We start from the raw sequence: 18,645 nt of genomic DNA on the forward strand, positions 1-18,645 counted from the left end.
CCGCGTCGAACACCAGGTGGGGCCAACTTTCACCGTTCCTCGGTGGGGCCACTTGCGGCCGTCACCCCGGGGCCAGAAAACACCGTCCTAGACAGCTGACGGAAGTCCTGGCGGATGGAGTGCTTCGGCGGGGCTGGGGGCGGGGGGTAGAGCATGGGGCCGGCCTTGTAGGGCAGGGGGGTGATGCTCTGCTGATCGGGGGTCCGCCCGTCGTGGACGGCCTCAATGTGGCGGTCGCGCTCGGCCTCGGCCTCCCCCGGGTAGAGGTGGTCGCTGATGGTGCGGCAGACCCCGCAGCGGTAGCGGTACAAGATCGGAGTCCCCTTCCGGAGGGGGTGTAGTCGGGGGCTGTAGTCGGCGTGTAGTCGGGGTTGTAGTCGTGTAGTCGTCGCAGGTCAGGGGTTGGATGTAGTCGGCACGGGCGGGGCCTTGGTCCTCCTCGGGGGAGGGGGGTCGGAAGGGGTGGTCCGAGCATGGCAGAACCCCCGCTCGGCCGGTGGCCGAACGGGGGCTCTGGTGGTGGGGGTTGGGTGGGTGTTCAGACGGCCTGGGGGGTGTGGTCGATGGCGGCCTGGGCGGCGGCCTGTGGGGGGAGGGTCGGGGAGCGGCGGAGGTGGGCGTGGAGGGAGGCCGCGGTGAACCCGGTGGAGGGGGTGCGGCCGGGCACCCGAATGTTGGGTTCGGTGGGGAGGCCGGCGGCCCGGACGAGGGCGCCGAAATCACGCGCAGTGAGGTCGGGGTAGTGGCCGTGGCGCTGGAGGCTTTCGAGGGCCTCGGCGAGGTGGACGTGACCGCGGCCCTCGTCGGTGCGGGCGCGGAGGGCGACCATGTGCTCGACGGTGGTGGTCAGCTCGGCGGCGGACAGCTCCAGGGGCTTGGCCGGAGCGGCGGGTGGCTGGGGGTGGGAGGACTCCTCCTCCTGGTCGTCGCCCCCCTCCTCTTCACCCTCGTCGCCCTGGTCCTCGTCGTCCTTGCCCTTGTCCTTGACCTTGGTGGCCTTGGGGGCGTGGATGAGCGCGGCGATCCACCACCCGCCGATCGCGAGGCCGATGCCGTGTGCGATCCAGGGGCCGACGAGGGAGTAGACCAGCGGGCCGCCGATGATCAGGACCAGGACGGCGGCGCCGGCGGTGTCGCCGAACTTGCTACGGCTCTCCTTACGGGCGGCCTTGGCCAGCTCCAGCTCGACCTGGCGGGCTGCCACCTCGGCGGCTTCCCGGGCCTGGATCATTCCGGGGCGCTTGGCCGGGTCGGCCTCGGCCAACTTCTTGCGGAACGCCTCGTCAGCGTCCTTGGCGGCCTGCGCGGAGAGCTCGGCCTGCCGGGCCTGGAGCTCGGCAGCCTCGGCACGGCGGGCGTGGTGAGGGGCCATCAGCTGGCGGATGAGGACGGGCGTGCCGTCGATCAGGCCGGTGACCGGCCACAGGAGGGTGAGCACGATCCGGCGGCGATGGCCGGGGACGGCCCGCGCGGTCGGGAAGATCTTCTCTGTAGTCATGTCGATCACTTCACGAACGCGTTGATCAGGCCGGAGAACACGGACACGGGCAGGACCCAGATGCCGCCGGCGGCGGCGTAGAGGGACGGCGCGACGGCGCCGAGCAGGGCGTCCTTCCATGCGCGGGGCTTGAGCCCGAAGACGGCGATGGTCATGACGGCGGCGGTCGCGCCGGTCTGCCAGTCGCCGAGGGCGGTGTTGCCCTGGAACGCCTCGCTGAGCTGGTGGCCGATGCCGGTGAGCGCCTGGAACGCGGTGCCGGCGCTGGCGCTCAGCAGGCCGATGCCGAAGGCCCAGTAGGGGACGTTGTCGGGCTTGACGGTGATCTTGTTGTTCCCGCGGACGCCGACGTAGAGGTAGAAGGTGGCGACGGTCGCGGCGCCGCCGGTGCCGAGGGCGATGAGGCTGCTCATGGTGGGCTCCTAAGGTCAGTTGAAGAGGTGGAGGGCGGGGAGGAGGGGGGCAAGGCCGGTGGCGACGGCCAGGCCGGAGGCGACCGGGAGACGCAGGACGATCAAGATCAGGAGGGGGCCAAAACCGCGGACCTCGGAGACGCGCAGGCGGCCCTTGTCGCGGATGTGGAGGTCGAATCCCCAGCCGATGGCGGCGATCAGCGCGCCGACAGCCGGTCCGCCGGTGGCGAGCAGGGGGACGAGGCCGATCGAGTAGCCGCCGACGGCGCTGATCGCGGTGAGGACGCACCAGCGGCGGACCCGCTTGGCGCGGTCGGAGGAGCCGGCCTTGGAGCGGGCGGCCCGGAGGCGCTCGCGGCGGGCCCGCGCCTTCGCCTCGCGGCGGTCGGCAAGCTGCTGCTGACGGTGGCGCAGGTCGCGCTGGGCGGGGGTCTCCCCGGCCGCGGCGCGGAGCTGGTCCTCCCGGGCCCGCGCCCGCTGCTTCTCCAGCTCCCGCTCGGTCGCCCGGCGGGCGGCCCGGTCCTCGGGAGTCTCGGTGAGGCGGTCGGCGAGGAGGTCGACCAGGCCGACGAGGTCGTCCCGCTGGGCCGGTCGGCCGGGGGTGAGGATGTCCTCGATCCGGTGGCGCTCGGCCTGCTCGTTCGTGGTCTCGCCGACTGCCCCGAGCGCCGCGTCCATCCGGGCGCGCTGCTGCTTGAGTAGCTGCTCGTACTCGACCTGCTGGCGGGCGTCGCGCTGGGCGGAGGTCTCGGTCAGGAGCTGGGTAACCGTCTCGCCGACGGACGAGGCGATCGTCTTGGCCTGCTCGGCGAAGAGCTTCCCGGCCGGGGCCCAGAACGCCTCGGCGGCGGCCGCTGTCGAGGCGGCCTGGACGGCCTGGTCGTGGCCGGTGCCGAGCGGGACCGGGGTGTAGACGGGGGTGCCGGGGGCGGGGATACGGGGGCCGGCCTTGCGCCACCACTCCCCGACCACGACGGAGTCGAGGTCGGAGGCGGGCATGCCGGCGGTGGGCGGCTCGGAGGGGGGCGGGGGGATGGTCATCGGCCCAGCCCCCGGCGGATGAGCTCGCGGATGCAGACGATGGCGATCACGAGGTCCGCCACGAGGAAGATCAGGCAGAGCGTGTAGCCCACGGGAAACTCCCTGGTCAGGGGTGGTGCACACCCTGGGTTATCGAGGGGGTGTGCACCACCTGGGGGCGGGTCAGGAGGAGGGGCGGCCGAGCCGGTCGACGCTGTGGTCGGTGCGCGGGGCGTGGATCACGCGGCCGCTGGCGCGGGCCTCGTCGTAGTCGGCGCCGGTCCAGGTACGGCCGGCGGAGTCGACGTGGTCCGGGGTGTCGGTCCGGGTGCTGGGCTTCGACTCGGTGCGGGGGCGGCCGAACATCAGGCGTCACCGCCGGCGATCCGGCCCGTGAGCACGAACGGCTCGCCGTCGACCACGCACATGGCGCGGAAGTGCGGGCCGCCGAAGTCGGAGACCTGGAGCTTGCTGCACCAGGACTCGCAGATCAGGGCGCTGACGGTGTCCACGGACACCGGGATCTCGACGCGGTAGGCGACGCCGTCGGGGTGCACGGTGCCGACCAGCGGCAACTCGGTGATCCGGCGGGCGCTCACTTCGAACCGCCCTTGCCGACCTGAACGGTCAGCACGCGGTCGGCGCCGGCGGAGGCCTGGGCGCGGTCCTTCTCGGTGATCGGGGGGACGGGGGGTGCGATGCTGGTCATGCGCTGCTCCCTCTCTATGGGCTGCGCGGGCCGCCCAGGGTCAGAGCTGGGCGGCCACCTGCGTTTACAGGCCGGACCGCGGGATGCGTGAGGCCTGTTCATGCGCACCAATCCAGAAAAGCCGAGGTCAGAGGCTCGGGAGTGCGGATGCGCTCCAATGCTGTTCCGGTGGTGCGGATCTAATGTGCACTCAGATCTAACCACCTGTCAATCCATGTTGCAGGTATGGACGACCTGATAAGCCATGTGGTTACATGGCAACCACCCAGATAAGGTGTGGGCGGTTCGAACACCTACGTGAGAAAGGAACCCGTCGTGCCTGAGATCGAGCGGCCGGCACCTGCGTACCAGCAGCTGGTGGCCCATCTGCGAGAGCGGATCGAGAGCGGGGCGTTGGCCCCCGGTGACCCCCTGTCCTCGGCGGCCGAGCTCGCCCGGGAGTGGGGTGTCAGCCGTCCCACCGCTCAGCGGGCCATCAACACGCTGGCGGGCGAGGACTTGGTGGAGACCAGCCCCGGCCAGGTCGCGCGCGTGAAGGGCCGTCCGCGCCCGTTGCACCGCACCGGTATGGACCGCGCGATCAGCGTGCGCCGGACCGGTCGGATCTACGGCGACACCGGCGAGTACGCCCGGATTGTCGTGGCGGAACTCACCACGGCCGAGCCCGAGGTCGCGGAGGCCCTGGGTCTGGAAGTGGGGGCCCCGGTTATCCGTCGGCTGCGAGTCACCTACAGCCGCGACGACAAGCCGCTGTCGACGAGCACCTCGTGGTTCGACGGCGCGCTCGCCGAGCGTGCCCCGCTGCTCCTCGTGCCGGAGCGGATCCCCCAGGGGACCTGGGCCTACCTGGAGGAGATCACCGGTCAGCGAGCCATCGTCGGCCGTGACGCGATCGACGTGAGGCTGGCGACCGACGCCGACGCCCTCGCACTGGGTCTGACGGTTCCGGCGGCGGTCAAGGAGTCCTCGACGCTGCTGCGGACCGGTGACCAGACCGTGGTCGAGTTCGGCGTGTCCGTGTCGGGGCCGGGCCGCGTGTCGGTCTACGACTACGAGCTCTGACCCGCCCCATATAGAAGGGCCGCTCCGGAGTGCTGTCCGAAGCGGCCCAACCAACTAGTGATCCACGGAGGGAACCCGTGATCCACACGAACAAGTATGACCGGCGTGCCGCTCGGCACGCCGTGCCGGACCCCCTGACCAGGGGCGAAGTCGGAACCGGCACGGCCGCCGACATGGCCGTGCCGGACCGGCACGCCCCCGGCGCCATCGGCGGCGGGGCCGCCCTGCTCCTCGGGACGATCTTCGTCGCCATGGCTTGCGTCGGCACTGCTGGCGGCTGGGCGACCTACCACAACATGAAGACCGCCCTCGGCAAGAACAGCAGCGACATGGCCCTCGGCCTGGTCGCGGCCGGCGAGGGCGTCGTCGGGCTGCTCGGCCTGTCCCTCATCGCGCTGACCGTGATCCGCAGGCCCTACCCGCTCCCGCTGCGGCTGGGCCTGTGGGCCATGCCGGTGGTCGGGGCCGTGATCGGCGTCAACCTGGCGCACGACGACGTGCACCGCATCGTCTACGCGGCGACGCCGCTCGCGATGACCGCCGCCGCCGAGCTCGCCGGGCACATCGCCCGCAGCATCGTCGTGCACCGCACCGGCCACGACGCCGAGGCCGACCGTCGCACGGGCGACCTCCTGAGGCGGATCGAGTACCACCAGGCCCGTTCCCAGCACCACCCTGACAAGAAGGTCCGCGCGAAGTCGGCGGAGCAGGCCTGGCGGCTGGCCGAGCGGGTGGGCCGGGGTGACTCCCGTCTCACCACCCGGCTGACCGCGTCCTACACCGACCGCGCTGGCGCCCCCGCGCTGGCAGCCCTCGACGCCCTCTACGGCCGCACCCCGGCCGAGGTCGGGCTGCGGCCGCTGCCCGCCCCGGAGCCCGTCCCGGCGATCGCCGCCGCGCCGCAGCCGACCCCGGCCCTGGTCCAGGTGCCGGCGCCTGCTCGGCAGTCCGCGCCGGAACCGGAGCCGGTGCCCGTGCCGGAGGCGCGCCGGGAGGAAGTCCCTGGTCAGATGCTGTTCGAGGAGGCCGACACGGACCCCGGCACGGCAGCCGACACGGCCGACGAGGTCGAGGAGGAGGCTCCCCAGGAGCAGCCGATCCCGCAGCCCGGCGTGCAGCTCGCCGACATCGAGCTCGACATGGTGGTGCTGATGATCCGCAGCGAGACCAACCCGCCCCGGAGCTTCAGGGAGATGGAGACCAGGTTCCGCGAGCTCGGCTACATCGGCGGGGCCGACCGGCTCCGCGCCGCCTGGAAGCGCGTCACCGAGAGCGACCCCATCGCCCTGGAGGGCTGACCACCATGACCTGCGACTACTGCGACGAGGACAAGCCGGACACCGTTCTCCGCGAGGACCCGTTCGACCGCGTGGTCAACGACCGGGAGTGGATCCGCCCGCTGTGCGATGAGTGCCACCAGTTGCGGTTCGACGAGAGCTGACGAGCCGGGGCGGCCGGGGCTACACCAGCCCCGGCCGCTCCGGGCCGGAACGCTGTACCGTCCCGAACCGCCTGCTCAGCCGAGAGGATCAGCACCATGACCACGACCGACAGCAAGGGCCGCAGCACTTGGCAGCGGATCGCCGCCGTTCAGCGCGGCGGTGACCCGATCACTGCCCAGCACCGTGCCGACGCGGCCGCGCTCCTGGACGACGTGCTCGCCATCGCAGCGAAGCACGGCGTCACGCTCGACGACTTCGACTGGGTCGACGACCTGCCTGGCACCTGCATCGACGTCATCAGCACCAGGGACGCCCGCAAGAACCGCCACTGACACCACGAAGGGCCGGCCTCCTTGGATGGAGGTCGGCCCTGATGGTCTTCCAGATCACAGCCCGCGCTTTCGCGCCGGACGCCACATTCCGCGCAGAAGTACGGCATGATCGGTCGCCAAAGGCCTGAAACGCGAAAGGCCGGGGTGTAGGAGCCCCGGCCTCTCTAGTGGATCAGGTTCCGAAAAGAATTCGCTGGCCGCGATAACACAGAGACCTGATCCCTTGGACCCGATGGTAACGGGTGCTCCCGGCATCCGCGCAACAACACCCCAAAATCCGCAGGCCACCGGCCCGGATGCCGCTCCCGCCGCTGCGGTTGAGCGCTCGGCCGCCGGTGGCCTCACCCATGCCCGCACACCCAAGGCCGGCCAGCGCGAACGTGCCAAGGGCGGGCGCCGCACGGCGGCGGAGCGCGCGGAGCTGGCCTCCGCCCTGCAATGGATCCGAAAGTGGGAAGCGGATGCCCCCGAAGTTGACGCCCCGGCAGACCCGGAGGCCGCTCACGCGGCGTTCAAGGCCCGCCTGAGGGCGGTCCGGGAGGGCACCGCCACCGGACCCGTACTGACCGCTGGCGAGGCGTCAGCGGCCCTCTCTGCCGCCTGTGACGGCAGTGCAGAAACCACCCCCGACGGGCCGTCTAGGAACACAGAGAGCAGAGTTGCCGCTGACGCACCGGAAACTCGCGCTGACCTGGCGAAATGGGAGCGCAAGTATGAGCTGCGCGGCAGCCGCAAACAGGAGCAGATGCGGCAGCTGGACGACGCCCGTGACCTCACTACCCTGCCCTCGATGACGGCCTGCGGGGTGAAGCCGATCGCGGGCACCGTCGCGATCACCTACACCCCCGACGGCGACGGCGGTTTCAGCGGGCTCTTCAAGTGCGGCAGCGTCTGGTCCTGCCCCGAGTGCGCCCCAATCGTCCGGGCCCAGCGCGCCGCTGACATCGAGCGGTACGCCGCGGCCTGGTTCAAGGCCGGCCACGGCATCGCCATGGCGACGTTCACCACCCGCCACTGGCGCGGCGCCCGGCTCGAAGTCCAGATGGACCGCACCGCCCTCGCCTGGAAGAAACTCCAGCAAAGCCGCTGGTGGAAGGGGGAGACCACCGGCTTCCGCGCCCGGTACGGCGTCGTCGGCTTCACCCGCGCCGTCGAGGTGACCCACTCCTGGGCGAACTCCTGGCACACCCACATCCACGCCGTCCTGTGGACGGAGAAGCCGGTGTCCGAGGAGACCGCCCGGAAGATGGAGGCCGAGCTGTACGAGCGGTGGGCGGCGCTGGCCAAGAAGGTCAAGCTCGGCGTGCCCAGCCGCAAGCACGGAGTCAAGGTCGACCCGGCCAAGCGGACGAAGAAGGGCTTCGGCGACCTCGCAAAGTACCTGGTCAAGGTGCAGGACAAGGACCTGACGTCCAAGGAGATCGCCAAGGGCAAGTCCGTCGAGCGCGCGCTCGGCAACGAGCTGCTGCGCGGCGACATGAAGGCCGGCCAGCGGCAGGGCCGCACCCCCTTCGAGATCCTGCGCCGGGCCCTGGACGACTCCCGGCCGCTGCGCCGCGAGATCCGCCGGGCCGACCGGGCCCTCGCCCGCGCCCACAAGGCCGCCGACCATGAAGCCGTCGCCGCCAAGGACGGCGAGGCCGGCCCCGCCGCACTCGCCCGAATCGAGGCCGCGGAACAGCACCTGGCCACCCTCCGCAAGCGCCTGACCAGCGAATACGCCGAGGTCAAGTGCTGGCAGGAGTACGAGCGAGCCACCAAGGGCCACCACATGCTGACCTGGGGCGGAGAGATCAAGGCACGCCTTGCCGAACTGACGGACGTCAACGAGAAGGACGGGCAGGAAATCGTCACATCGGAGGACAATGCCCCCGAGAAGATGACGATGTACCAGGTCAGGAACCAGACCATCGCCGCAGCGTTCCGTGCGGTCCCCGGCCGCCGGGGCCGACTCAAAGCCGCCGTCCGGGTCGGCTGGGACGAGAACGACGGCGGCCTGCCCGGCGCGCAGGCCGCCGTCACCGAGCTGCTCACCGGCTGGGGCCTGGTCTTCGGCGTCGACTACTGGGCACCCCACACCACCGACGGCACACCCATGCCCGTCGCACCCCGCTCGCCCAAGCGCCGGGCGTCCACCGCGACCATCACCGAACTCGATGCCGCTCAGCAGACCCTCGGCGTCGCCCCGCGCGACTGGGTGCTGCCCGAACGCGCCGCACGCCGCGCCGCCGGACTGCCCGTCCGCGACCAGATCACCCTCACCCCCAGGAAGGACACCACTTCATGACGACCCGCCGACCCCTCGGCCCCGGTGTCGACCGCGACCACCAGGACGTCGCCGTCGACACCCCGCACCGCCCCGGCCTCACCGCCGCTGAACTCGCGGCCCTCGCCGCACCGGCACACCCCGTGCCGCCCGTGCCGGTCGACCCGGCACGCTCCGCGCCGACCGGCCGACGCCCGCTCGCCGTCCGCCCCGACCCGGCGCCGGCCGACGCGCACCGAGCCGCCAACTGACCACCGCGCCACCACCCCGTAGGGAGGTGAGTGCGGTAGAGCGAGTTATCTAGCATGATTGCCCGCATGGCTTCGACGGTGCAGTACACGGTGGCGGTGCGGGAGGAGCGGCTCCAGCTGCTCGACCTGGTGGCCGAGATGGCAGCCGCGGAAGAGCAGGCTTGGCTCGCCCAGGAGCGCGAGGAACACCTCGGGCTGCGTGCCGGGAAGTTGGCGGCGGCTCGCCGGGCGACCCGAGAGAAGCTAACCGAGGAGCGGGAGGCCGGCCGTCTCGCGGGGAGTCGGGACTGGCTGCTGGTGCCTGGGGTCCGGGCCGAACTGGCTGCTCGGGGATGGGACCGGGACTGGCCACCGATTCCGCGAGGGGCACTCGCGGCCGGCCGCCGGTGGGGAACCGACCCGGGCCGCTACGAGGCTCAGCACGACGTGGGAGAGACGCGCTTCCTCGGTCGGCTCGGACTGCGGCTGCCGCAGGAAATCGGCGAGCGACTCCAACGGGCCTGCTACTGGCACAACGCCGAGATCGAGAAGCAGCTCCAGGACTGGGCTGATGAGTGGGGCGACGGGCCCGAGGTCATCATGCGCGAATCGGTCCGCGAGTTCGGCGGGGTGACCGAACTCGCCGGGATGGCCGCAGGCCTCGCCGCCATGCACACCCCCACCGCCGACGAGCTCACCCGGCGGGCCGAGCTGCGGGCCCAGGTGGTGACCACCGGCGACATCCTGCGTGCCGCGCTCGACCACACCCTGGACGCGGCCCCCGAGCGGGCCCGCCGTGAGCAGACCCGGCTGCGCCGCGCTGCGGCCAAGGCCGAGCAGGACGCCGTCTACGCCCAGCGCCGCCACCAGGAAGCCAAAGAGGAGCAGGCGAAGGTGGAGGCCGAAGGGAAGGGGAAGGAAGTGGAGAAGGCCGAGAAGGCCGCCGGGCACTGGGCCAAGATGATCACTCGGTACCGGTTCGAAGCCGAGCGGCTCGCCGCGCAGGCCGACCAGGTCCGCGGCCTGATCACCGAGCTGAAGGCCTCTCGCACCGCCCGCACCTGATCACGGACAACGGTGCCGGCCATCGGCTGGTCGGCACCGAGAGGCGACCAATCTTGCTAGATTATCCGCCCTACCCGGGGGGCCGGTTCTCGACCCGGCACGGCCCCGTGCCGGACCGTGCCGGTCGACCGACACGGGTGTGTCGGTGCAGGTCAGCGGCCGATGCTGGGTCCGGAGCGGCCCTGGGTGGGCGGCTCGTACCGGTACTCGTACTGCTGCTGGCGGCGGAGTTCCTCGGCGCGGGCCTGGGCGGCGATCCGGCGTTGGTGGGCCTGGACGGCGGCGGTGGCCCGCTCGGTCTCCTCGGTGACCCGGCGGCCCGGGGACAGGTTCTCGCGGACGGAGACTTCGCCGCGAAGGCCGGCGGCCCGGGCGTCGAGCTGGTCGGCGGTGCGGCGCTGGGCGCCGGCCTCGGTCACCAGCCGCTGGTACTCGCCCTGGTCGCGCTGGTCCAGGCGCTCGGCCAGCTCCGGCAGGGTGGCCCGTCGCTGGGCAATGCGCTGCTCGACCGTGCCGTAGGCGCCGCCGTCGGCCAAGTCGACCTCGGCGCGGGCCTGGCGCCGCAGGTCCTCGGCCTGGTTGCGTAGGTCGCGGGCTTGCCCCCGCAACTCCTCAATCTGGGCGACGCGCTCATCGGCGCGCTGGCGCAGGGCGGCGGCGGCCTCCAGCATCCCCGAGCGCTGCAAGAACACCGCGCTGCGCCGGAGGGCGGCGCGCTCGCGGATCCGCTGTTCGGCTCGCATCTCCTCGTGGTTGGTCGCGTACAGCTCCCCGATCCGGGTGTCGACGCCGTCGGCAGCCTGGTCGGCGTCGGAGGCCCGGCCGAGCAGCTGCTCGGCTGCGTCCAGGTGCGCGACGGTCTCGGCGACGCGCTGGCGGCCTGGAGCCTGGTCGGTGCCCAGCACGGCGGCGAGCTGGTCCGCCCGGGCGTCGAGCCCGTGGGCGGTGGCGCGGGCCTGGCGGGCGTCGGCCTCGGCCCGTTCGGCGTGCGGCAGCAGCGCCCCGGTGCCGACGCCGCCGTGCGGGCGCTCGCGCCAGTGGGGCACCGGCGGGGCTGGCGGTTCCGGCGGCAGCACCCGCCCGGTGCGGAAGGCCTCGGGCTGCTCCACCGCGGGCGGATCCTGAGGCTGCACCGGGACGTCGCCGGGGGTGTGCCGGTGCAGGTCAGCGACCGGCACACCTCCCGGCACGGGCGGTACGGCCTGCTCGGCGGCGGCGAGTTCGTCCACCACCATGACGTCCTCGCCGGAGCGCTCCAGCTGGCGCCCGTACGCCGCGACGGCGCGGTCGAGGCGCTCGGCGCCGGTGCGCGGGTCACCGAGGGTGAGCCGGGTGACGTCGTCCTCCAGCTCGGCCAGCGGCAGCCACAGGTGGGTCTCCTGGCGGGCCCGGCTGAGCGCGGGGTAGAGGCTGTGGGCGTCGGCGCCCCGGCCGGAGGCGATGGTGACCTCGCTGGTGAGGCCCTGGGCAGAGCCGATCGTCATCGCGTAGCCGTGGGTGAGGCGGCCCTCGGCGACGTCGCGCGGGCTCATCCACGCCCGGTCGGTGCGCTGCTCACCGTCGTCGTGCGGGCGGCGCCACTCCACCAGCACGCCGCGCCGCTGGTCGACCTCCAGGGCGACGCCGCGGAAGCCGTTCAGCACGTCGACCTCGGCCGGGTTGCGGCGGGAGCGGTAGTCGTTCTGGCGAATGTGGACGATGTCCCCGGCTGCGAACTCCAGCAGGGCGCCGTCCGGGGCCCGGAAGCCGAGCCCGCCGTCGAGTTCGCCGGCCGCGAGCAGCAGCGCCCGGGCGCCCGCGTTGAGCTCGGCGACGTCCACCCGGCGGGCGGCCAGCAGCAGCAGCTCGGCAACCTGGCCATGCGGGTCACCGGACCACCGGGTGCGGGCCGCGTCCCACGAGGCCAGCATGGAGGTATGGGCCTGGTCGACGGTGTCGACGGCGTGGACGCGCCCGTGCCCGGCGAGCATCGCCAGCGCGCTGGTGCGCCCGCCGTCCCGCCATGCTTCCAGCGCGGCCCGCTCGACCGGGTCGGTCTGGCGCCGGTTCTCGCCGAGGACCAGGCCGTCGACCAGCTGGTGGACCCGGGCGAACCCACCGCCCACGCCGACCGCCCTCAACTGGAGGGGGTCGCCGATCGTGACCACCTTCGTCCCGACCTCGGCGGCGTGCCGCAGCAGCGCGGCGAGCGCCCGGTCGTCGGCCATGCCGGCCTCGTCAATGATCAGGACACCGACGCCGTCGAGGCCTCGCCCACCGGAGATGTCGCGCGTCCACGCGGCGATCGTCCGCGAGTCGATCCCGGCCTCCGCGCTGAGGTTCGCCGCCGCGACGGCCGCCGTGCTGGCACCCACCACGCGAAGGCCGGCGGCCTCCCACCCGGCCCTTGCGGCCTCCATGAGAGTGGTCTTGCCCGCCCCCGCGGTACCAACGACTGCCTCGACGCCGTGCCCGGCGCACAGCAGCCGCACGACCACCGCCCGCTGCTCGGCGCTGAACTCGAACCGCTGGTCCGCCGTCGACTTCGCGGCCTCGACGGTGGCGATCGTCAGGCCTGCGGCCTCCGGGCTGAGCTGGGCCAGGCCCCGGCCGAGGCCGGTCGCTGTGGTCCTGATGATCGTGCTCTCGGCTACCAGCACGGAGGTGTGGGTGTAGCGCTGGCGGTGCACCTGGTGGTGCCGGTCGGAGTCCCGCAGCCGCACCGCGTGTCCGTCGACGGCGAGGACCTGGTCCACGAGCTCGACCAGCTGCTCGACGCTGTCCAGGTACGGCAGCTCCTGCACCACCGCGGCCAGCACGTGGGTGTGTCCGACCACCTTCTTCGACGCCACCAGGCCGTGCTCCGGGTCGTCCCAAATTCGGGAGGCGATCCGTTCCGGGGTGGGCAGCACAGGGCCGGTCGGGCCGTCGGAGGAGGTCGGCGCCGGGCCTTCGGGGCCGGGCAGTGCCGCGCAGACCATCGTGTCCACCGCGTGGTCGGCCTCGGCGAGCACGACCAGGCGCTCGTCCTCGTTCAGGACGGAGAGGTCGCCGACGAGCGTGGCGACCGCCCGGGCCCGCCAGTCGGTGCGCTCGACCGCCTGGTCGCCGTCGACCTTGGCCTCGGCGCTGCGCCGCGCGGCGCTCTTCTGCTGGTCGCGGGTGGCGTCGGGGCCGGCCGCGGCGACCACCTGGGCGTGCCGACGAGAGAACGCGGCCCGCAGGCTGCCGTCGACACCGTCGAGCTCCCAGGCCCCGGTGCTCTCCGACCGGGTGAAGCGGGCGCCGTGCCGCTCGGTGAGCCGCTGCCGCAGCCTCGCCTCGGCGATCTCGTTGGTCAGGTGGGCATGCCGCATCAGGTCTTCGGCGCCGGCCGCGATAGTCCTCCACTGGCCGTCCTCGCCCTTGGCCAGGTGCGCGATGTTCACGTGGACGTGCAGGTGCGGATCGCCGACCGCGCCGTCGACCGGACGCGCGGAGCGGTGCAGCGTCGTCCACCCCAGGAGCCCGGAGGTGGCGACCCGCTCGGCGCGCTGCCCGTCGCCGTGGTGGCCGGCCATCCCGTACGCCGTCCACTGCTCCAGTGCGGCGACTGCCTCGCCGACCGAGGCCAGCCACTCCTCCTCGATGGCGGCCGCCAGCTCGTCCGGCGCGAGCGCCCAGGCGGTGGAGATGCTCTTGGGGATGTCGAGCACCAGGTCGACGCCCCTCAAGCCGACGTCGACGTGGCGCCCGGCGAACGGCCGCGCGGCGTTGACCACCTCGGTGTCGTAGACGACCTCGACGGGAAGGCCGGCGGCGGCGGCCAGGCGCTCGGCGTCGGCCAGCGGCAGCAGGTGACGGTCGCCTTCCCGGCGCAGGCCCCGCTCGGCACGGGCGTACCGCTCGGCGAGCGGGCCGCCCCTGAGGTACGCGGCTGCGGTGACGCCGTCGGCCTCGGCGAGCGCCCTGATCGCATCGACCAGTGCCCGGGCGGGCAGCTTGCCGCGGGGGTCGATCGCCTGCTTGCGCTTCACGAGCTGGGCGCCGGTGCGGGGGTCTCGACCGTCCATCAGGGCGCGCGCGGCGTCGGGGTCGACGGCTTCGCCGGCGGTGAGGCCGACCTCTGAGAGGCCGCTGCCGATCCACCGGAGGTCCCGCTCGGAGGCGAGCCGGTACTCGACCTGGGCGTCCCGGTCGACGTCGCACCCGCAGTCCCGCGAGAGCCGGTAGGTCACCTGCTCGGCGGCCCGGATCGGCGTCACCCAACCCACCCGGCCCACCCCCCTCGCCTGACTGCGGCCGCCCCCGGCGGACCATGATCGTGTATCGAAGATACCTGGAGTGCTAATCAGTACTTTGGTCGGTACCCGCTAGATCATCTTCGGAACCTTGGTGGTCGTCTCGGTGTCGCTTCGGTCGCTTCCCGGTGTCCTTGGTGGACGGTCGGTCGGTCTCGGATGTTGCTGGTGAGGGCCCGTGCCGGGGTGGTCGGCACGGGCGGCACGGGGGTGTGCCGGACCACCGGCACAGGCCTCGGTGGCTGTGGTGAAGAAGGGAGCGGGGGAGCCTCGCCGATGGCGGCTAATCTCGCAAGATTGGCCGCTACCAGCTGACGGCTTGTCAGGCTTGTACGGGCGTCCGTACAGTCTCCTGTACGTAGTCCAGTACAGGAGGTGCGGCATGTTGCAGACCGTCCGTCACGACGATCCGGGGGCCGGGGGCCGCTACAGCTCGGAGGTGCTGACGGTGGTCGGCCACGACGACCGGGACCTGCTCCCGGGCGCGGATCTTTCGGAGGCCGGGGAGTTCACCCACGCGGTGCTGGCGGGCCTGGTCCTGCTGCGCCGGCTGGAGACGTACGGCCGCATCCAGGGCCCCGACGAGGACGGGGCCGCGGTCCGGCACCTGCTGGCGGCCCTGGACACCCGGCTGCTGCCCCGTTTGGAGGGCCTGCGGGACGCCCTGGTCCGCGCCCACCAGGAGGGGGAGCTCGGCACCTACGCCGCCCTGGCGGACGCGCTCGGGGTCGCGCGCTCCACGGTCTCGACCCGGGTGGCGGCGCTGCTGGCCCGCGGCCCCGGGGAGGGGGAGCGGTGGGCCACCGGCGCCCTCGCGCCCGTCGTGCCGCCCGTCCTGTCGACCGCTGACGCGCTGACGCAGGTGCAGCCGCTGCTGCTCGCGCTCGCGGCCGGCACCGCCACCCGGGGCCAGGCGCTGGAGGCGGCCGCCCTGCTGCGCCTGCTCGCGGTCAGGGGCGGCTGGTCCCCGGGACGCGAGCTGGCCGCCAGCGGTGACGCGTGGTTCGACCTGATGTGCGCAATCCTGCGCGACGGGCCGCAGGTCCGCACGGCCGGGGACCTGCGGGCACTGGTCCCCGGCCAAACCCCCGAGGAGCTGCTGCCTGGGTACGGCATGGACCTGATGCCCGCGGTCCTGCCCGATGACAGCCGAGTGCCGGTCCTCGTCTACCGGCCCGGTACGCCCGCGATGGGCCTGCCCGCCGCCGCCAGGCACGGCGAGGGCGCCCTGCGGCAGGCCGCCGACATCTTCCTGCGCCTGCCGGTCTGACCCGCCGTCCCCGGCCAGGGCACACCTTGATGCCGCAGGTCAGACCGCTGGTGGCGAGTAATCTCGCAAGATTGCCCGCCACCCGGCACGGGCGGCACGGGGCCGACACACCCCCGGCACGGGGGTTAGGGAACGCGAACGGCCCCCGGCGGACCGGGGGCCGTTCATGCTGATTGCACCCGTACGGTACCGCGCGCGGCGGTGCGGGGAAGGGGAGACGCGCGGCCGCGGATAGCGTGGCGGGCATGCTGATTGCCTCCGTGAACTTCAAACCGGGCGTGGGCAAAACCACCACCAGCGGCTGGCTGGCCTCGGCCATGCACGAGCGCCACGAAACGCCCCCTGTGGTCGGCGTGGACGCCGACCGCTCGCGCGGCTGGGCTGACTGGGACCAGATGGCCGCCTTCCCCTTCTCCGTCCGGGCCTGTGCCCGACCGCAGGTCGACATCCTGATCCCCGAGCTGGTGCCCGCCGGGCACGACGCGGTGGTCGACTGCCCGCAGGCCGAGGACCACGCCGACATCGTCATGTCGGTGCTCAGGGTCGCCGACGTGGTCGTCGTCCCGGCGAGCACGAGCAGCTACGAGCTGCCCCGCACGCTCGACACCGCGCGGTTCCTGGAGCGGGCCCGGCAGGAGACCGGCCGCGCGCTGCCGGCGGTCGTGAGCCTGAACCGGGTCGACCCCGGCGACACGAAGTGGACGTGGAAGGTGCGCGAGGACCTGGTGGCCGCGGGCTTCACCGTGCTGGTGACCGAGGTCCCGGCGCACCGGAAGTACATCAAGAGTTGGGGCACCCGAATCAAGGCGCGGATGACCCACTACGACCGCGTCCTCACCGAGATCAACAACATGAAGTTGGGAGCCTCATGACCACGCCCACGCCCGCCGCGCGGCACCGCAACGAGCGCCCCGACCGGCCGGACCGGTCGATCGTCACGCTCGTCCAGGACCTGCCCGACCTCGCCGACGTCGCCGAGGGGACCGGCGAACTCACCCCGATGGAACGCGCGAACCTCGCCGCCGCGGAGAGCGCGATCGACACCTTTCAGGCCTCCGGCTGGGCGGCCGGGCAGGCCCTGGCCGTCATCGCCAAGGGCCACCTGCACCGCGACACCCACCCGACTTTCCCCGAGTACCTCGCCGACCGGTGGGGGATGAAGTCCTCCCCGGCCTACCGGCTGATGGAGGGCTGGCGCCTGGCGGCCCGGCTCGCCCCGGAGACCGCCGGGCGCGGGGTCACCGGCAGCCACGTCACCAGCCTGATGCCGGTGCTCCGGCAGCACAGCACCGACAAGGACGACACCGACAAGCGGGGCGAGACGATCGCCGCCGCGGTGTTCCACGGCGCGCAGGAGGCGCTGCTGGAGTCGACCGGGAACCGCAAGCTGACGGCTGCTCTCCTGGACACGGCGGTCGCTGCGCTGCCCGATCCGGGCGATCTGCCCGACGACCTGGTGGACCGGGAGAAGGCGGTACGCGAGCTGGCCCGTGAGGCGGTGGCCTCCCGAATTGGGGACGGCGGGGCCGGTGGCGGTGGCGGTGAGCCGAAGGCTACAACGAAGGCCAGCCCGCTGCGCCTGGCGGTGCCGCAGGGACTGGCAGTTGAGCTGGACGACTGGACGAGCCAGTTGTCGGCCGGCCTCGGAATGACGCTGTCCCGGGACGCGGTGGTCGCCCGGATTGTGGAGCTCGCGCTGGAGGAACCGGACGCCTTGGTGGCGGTGGCCCAGCGAATCGAGTCGGAGTCGGCCGAGCAGATCGGCACGGCCCGGCGGTGGACGTGGACGCCGGCAGGAACGCCGCGCGGGTACATCCGGATCGCTGAGCACAAGCCGAAGGGCCACAAGGCGGGGAGGGGCGAGCCGGAGATCGGGTGCTCGGAGCCGGGGGCGGGGCCGTGCGAGGAGATCTTGGTGTGGCGGGTCACCAACCACCCGGTCGGTAAGACGGCTCAGCCGGGCACCGCGTACTGGTGCGAGGAGCACTTGCCGGCCGACTGCAGCCCGCCCGGCCGCTGGGCTGGCTGACGGTACTTCCGTGGGGCCTCGGCGGTGCTGCCGAGGCTCCGCGGCCTGTAGTCGGGGCTGTAGTCGGCGCATCGCCGCAGGTCGGCGCCGTGGAGTTGGCCACGACCGGGGGCGGGGGAGCGGGGCTGGCGCCGCCTGGATGCCAGCCCACCGTGCGGTCGCTGGTGCGGTCGCTGGCCCGGGTGCGTGCCCGGGCCTCGCCCTGGTGTAGCCGGTCGTGCTGGCCGGGGCCGGGCGCCCTGGCGAGCAAACTTGCGAGATTACCCGCCACCGGCGCGGGGTGTGCCGGCGGGTCCGGCACGGCGGCACGGCCCGCGCCGGGTGGGGGTTGGGGCCGGTGCTCGCGACGGGGCCGGCCCTTCGCGCGCTCGGCCCGCCGTCGTCCTGCCCCAGGGATCGGGCCGTGCGGGGGGTCCCCTCGGTGGGCGGCATCACGGTGGGGCCGCACCCGGTCGGGGCCGAGTGGCTCGGCCGCCGCCAGGCGGTCGACCCGGCGAAGAAGTTTCGGTCGGCGGAGCTTGCGGAGCCGGGCGAAAGTTCTTGGGCGGGCTTGGCCGGGAGTGCTCCGTCCGGGGGTGGCAGGGTGCGGAGGCCGTCTGCCGAGGGGACCCCCCGCTGGTCTGAGCCCGCACCACCCACTCATCGATCACATGATCACTAGGCCCCGGTCCCCTTGGAGGTGGCCGGGGGTCTGGGGGCAGAGCCCCCGGGATCGGTGAGGCGAGCAGGTGCTCTCTCCGTCGGCAGGCGCGGGGTGCCGGTGGGTCAGGGGTGGCCCGGGGGCGGGGGGAAGAGGGGGGCGGGCGTGCTGGTCGGGATGGGGAAGGGGTGGGGCTCCATGGCTGTGGAGAGGGGGCCGAGCAGGAAGTGGTAGAGGCTCCAGCTGATGAAGGCGACTACCAGGATGGTGACGGTTAGTGACGTTCGGGACGTGGTGATCAGGGCGTAGAGCTGACTGTCTGCGCCGGTGAGTTTTGGCCCCACCAGAACGGACTCGGCTGGCCCCACTTTTGGGCCGTTCGGGTGAGGGCTCCGGGCGGTGTCGAGAAG

General features: G+C 72.9%; 16 protein-coding genes. 10 read left to right on the top strand and 6 right to left on the bottom strand.

The window, feature by feature from the left end; genetic code table 11:
• Positions 1 to 538 precede the first annotated feature (538 nt).
• The 5 genes from ACGF0D_RS42675 to ACGF0D_RS42695 all read right to left on the bottom strand — a co-directional run bounded on the left by ACGF0D_RS42675 (position 539) and on the right by ACGF0D_RS42695 (position 3,530).
• Complete coding sequence (locus ACGF0D_RS42675; RefSeq protein ID WP_392925734.1) at positions 539 to 1,498, bottom strand: hypothetical protein; 960 nt, start codon at positions 1,496 to 1,498, stop codon at positions 539 to 541.
• Positions 1,499 to 1,503: 5 nt separating this feature from the next.
• The gene (locus ACGF0D_RS42680; protein WP_392925736.1) at positions 1,504 to 1,911 is read right to left on the bottom strand and encodes a hypothetical protein; all 408 of its coding nucleotides are present in this window, start codon (positions 1,909 to 1,911) and stop codon (positions 1,504 to 1,506) included.
• A gap of 15 nt (positions 1,912 to 1,926) precedes the next feature.
• Positions 1,927 to 2,952 (bottom strand): hypothetical protein, encoded by a 1,026-nt coding sequence (locus tag ACGF0D_RS42685; RefSeq protein ID WP_392925737.1) that lies wholly within the window; start codon positions 2,950 to 2,952, stop codon positions 1,927 to 1,929.
• Between the two features lie 162 nt (positions 2,953 to 3,114).
• The gene (locus ACGF0D_RS42690) at positions 3,115 to 3,297 is read right to left on the bottom strand and encodes a hypothetical protein (protein ID WP_392925739.1); all 183 of its coding nucleotides are present in this window, start codon (positions 3,295 to 3,297) and stop codon (positions 3,115 to 3,117) included.
• Complete coding sequence (locus tag ACGF0D_RS42695; protein ID WP_392925741.1) at positions 3,297 to 3,530, bottom strand: hypothetical protein; 234 nt, start codon at positions 3,528 to 3,530, stop codon at positions 3,297 to 3,299. Before ACGF0D_RS42695 ends, ACGF0D_RS42690 begins: the two co-directional genes overlap by 1 nt.
• A gap of 425 nt (positions 3,531 to 3,955) precedes the next feature.
• Between ACGF0D_RS42695 and ACGF0D_RS42700 the strand changes: the two genes are divergently transcribed.
• The 7 genes from ACGF0D_RS42700 to ACGF0D_RS42730 all read left to right on the top strand — a co-directional run bounded on the left by ACGF0D_RS42700 (position 3,956) and on the right by ACGF0D_RS42730 (position 10,037).
• On the top strand, positions 3,956 to 4,702 hold the full coding sequence (locus tag ACGF0D_RS42700; protein ID WP_392925743.1) for a GntR family transcriptional regulator: 747 nt from the start codon (positions 3,956 to 3,958) through the stop codon (positions 4,700 to 4,702).
• A 77-nt stretch (positions 4,703 to 4,779) separates the two neighbouring features.
• Positions 4,780 to 6,000 (top strand): hypothetical protein, encoded by a 1,221-nt coding sequence (locus tag ACGF0D_RS42705; RefSeq protein WP_392925745.1) that lies wholly within the window; start codon positions 4,780 to 4,782, stop codon positions 5,998 to 6,000.
• 5 nt (positions 6,001 to 6,005) lie between these two features.
• Positions 6,006 to 6,143 (top strand): hypothetical protein, encoded by a 138-nt coding sequence (locus ACGF0D_RS42710; protein ID WP_392925747.1) that lies wholly within the window; start codon positions 6,006 to 6,008, stop codon positions 6,141 to 6,143.
• Positions 6,144 to 6,239: 96 nt separating this feature from the next.
• On the top strand, positions 6,240 to 6,476 hold the full coding sequence (locus ACGF0D_RS42715) for a hypothetical protein (protein WP_392925749.1): 237 nt from the start codon (positions 6,240 to 6,242) through the stop codon (positions 6,474 to 6,476).
• A 745-nt stretch (positions 6,477 to 7,221) separates the two neighbouring features.
• Positions 7,222 to 8,763 carry a hypothetical protein gene (locus tag ACGF0D_RS42720; protein WP_392925751.1) on the top strand — a complete coding sequence of 514 codons (1,542 nt, stop codon included), beginning with the start codon at positions 7,222 to 7,224 and terminating at the stop codon, positions 8,761 to 8,763.
• Positions 8,760 to 8,993, top strand: coding sequence for a hypothetical protein (locus tag ACGF0D_RS42725; protein ID WP_392925753.1), 234 nt, complete (start codon positions 8,760 to 8,762; stop codon positions 8,991 to 8,993). Before ACGF0D_RS42720 ends, ACGF0D_RS42725 begins: the two co-directional genes overlap by 4 nt.
• A gap of 66 nt (positions 8,994 to 9,059) precedes the next feature.
• Entirely contained in the window at positions 9,060 to 10,037 is a 978-nt protein-coding gene (locus tag ACGF0D_RS42730) for a hypothetical protein (RefSeq protein WP_392925755.1), read from the top strand.
• 152 nt (positions 10,038 to 10,189) lie between these two features.
• Here the strand turns inward: ACGF0D_RS42730 and mobF are convergent, their stop codons facing one another.
• Complete coding sequence (gene mobF / locus ACGF0D_RS42735) at positions 10,190 to 14,260, bottom strand: MobF family relaxase (RefSeq protein WP_392925757.1); 4,071 nt, start codon at positions 14,258 to 14,260, stop codon at positions 10,190 to 10,192.
• Between the two features lie 418 nt (positions 14,261 to 14,678).
• Here mobF and ACGF0D_RS42740 point away from each other — a divergent pair, with 418 nt between their 5' ends.
• The 3 genes from ACGF0D_RS42740 to ACGF0D_RS42750 all read left to right on the top strand — a co-directional run bounded on the left by ACGF0D_RS42740 (position 14,679) and on the right by ACGF0D_RS42750 (position 17,595).
• A complete protein-coding gene (locus ACGF0D_RS42740) occupies positions 14,679 to 15,566 on the top strand; it encodes a hypothetical protein (protein WP_392925759.1) in 888 nt (295 codons plus the stop codon).
• A gap of 245 nt (positions 15,567 to 15,811) precedes the next feature.
• The gene (locus ACGF0D_RS42745) at positions 15,812 to 16,438 is read left to right on the top strand and encodes a hypothetical protein (RefSeq protein ID WP_392925761.1); all 627 of its coding nucleotides are present in this window, start codon (positions 15,812 to 15,814) and stop codon (positions 16,436 to 16,438) included.
• On the top strand, positions 16,435 to 17,595 hold the full coding sequence (locus ACGF0D_RS42750) for a hypothetical protein (RefSeq protein WP_392925762.1): 1,161 nt from the start codon (positions 16,435 to 16,437) through the stop codon (positions 17,593 to 17,595). Before ACGF0D_RS42745 ends, ACGF0D_RS42750 begins: the two co-directional genes overlap by 4 nt.
• The last annotated feature ends 1,050 nt before the right edge of the window (positions 17,596 to 18,645 follow it).

Origin of the sequence: Kitasatospora sp. NPDC048298 (assembly GCF_043201465.1) — a bacterium.
Classification (GTDB): domain Bacteria; phylum Actinomycetota; class Actinomycetes; order Streptomycetales; family Streptomycetaceae; genus Kitasatospora.

Coding starts and splice junctions, on each gene's coding strand:
- ACGF0D_RS42750 (WP_392925762.1), top strand. CDS start 16,435: ATGACCACGCCCACGCCCGCCGCGCGGCACCGCAACGAGCGCCCCGAC.
- ACGF0D_RS42680 (WP_392925736.1), bottom strand. CDS start 1,911: ATGAGCAGCCTCATCGCCCTCGGCACCGGCGGCGCCGCGACCGTCGCC.
- ACGF0D_RS42690 (WP_392925739.1), bottom strand. CDS start 3,297: ATGTTCGGCCGCCCCCGCACCGAGTCGAAGCCCAGCACCCGGACCGAC.
- ACGF0D_RS42685 (WP_392925737.1), bottom strand. CDS start 2,952: ATGACCATCCCCCCGCCCCCCTCCGAGCCGCCCACCGCCGGCATGCCC.
- ACGF0D_RS42725 (WP_392925753.1), top strand. CDS start 8,760: ATGACGACCCGCCGACCCCTCGGCCCCGGTGTCGACCGCGACCACCAG.
- ACGF0D_RS42740 (WP_392925759.1), top strand. CDS start 14,679: ATGTTGCAGACCGTCCGTCACGACGATCCGGGGGCCGGGGGCCGCTAC.
- ACGF0D_RS42720 (WP_392925751.1), top strand. CDS start 7,222: ATGCGGCAGCTGGACGACGCCCGTGACCTCACTACCCTGCCCTCGATG.
- ACGF0D_RS42675 (WP_392925734.1), bottom strand. CDS start 1,498: ATGACTACAGAGAAGATCTTCCCGACCGCGCGGGCCGTCCCCGGCCAT.
- ACGF0D_RS42715 (WP_392925749.1), top strand. CDS start 6,240: ATGACCACGACCGACAGCAAGGGCCGCAGCACTTGGCAGCGGATCGCC.
- ACGF0D_RS42745 (WP_392925761.1), top strand. CDS start 15,812: ATGCTGATTGCCTCCGTGAACTTCAAACCGGGCGTGGGCAAAACCACC.
- ACGF0D_RS42730 (WP_392925755.1), top strand. CDS start 9,060: ATGGCTTCGACGGTGCAGTACACGGTGGCGGTGCGGGAGGAGCGGCTC.
- ACGF0D_RS42710 (WP_392925747.1), top strand. CDS start 6,006: ATGACCTGCGACTACTGCGACGAGGACAAGCCGGACACCGTTCTCCGC.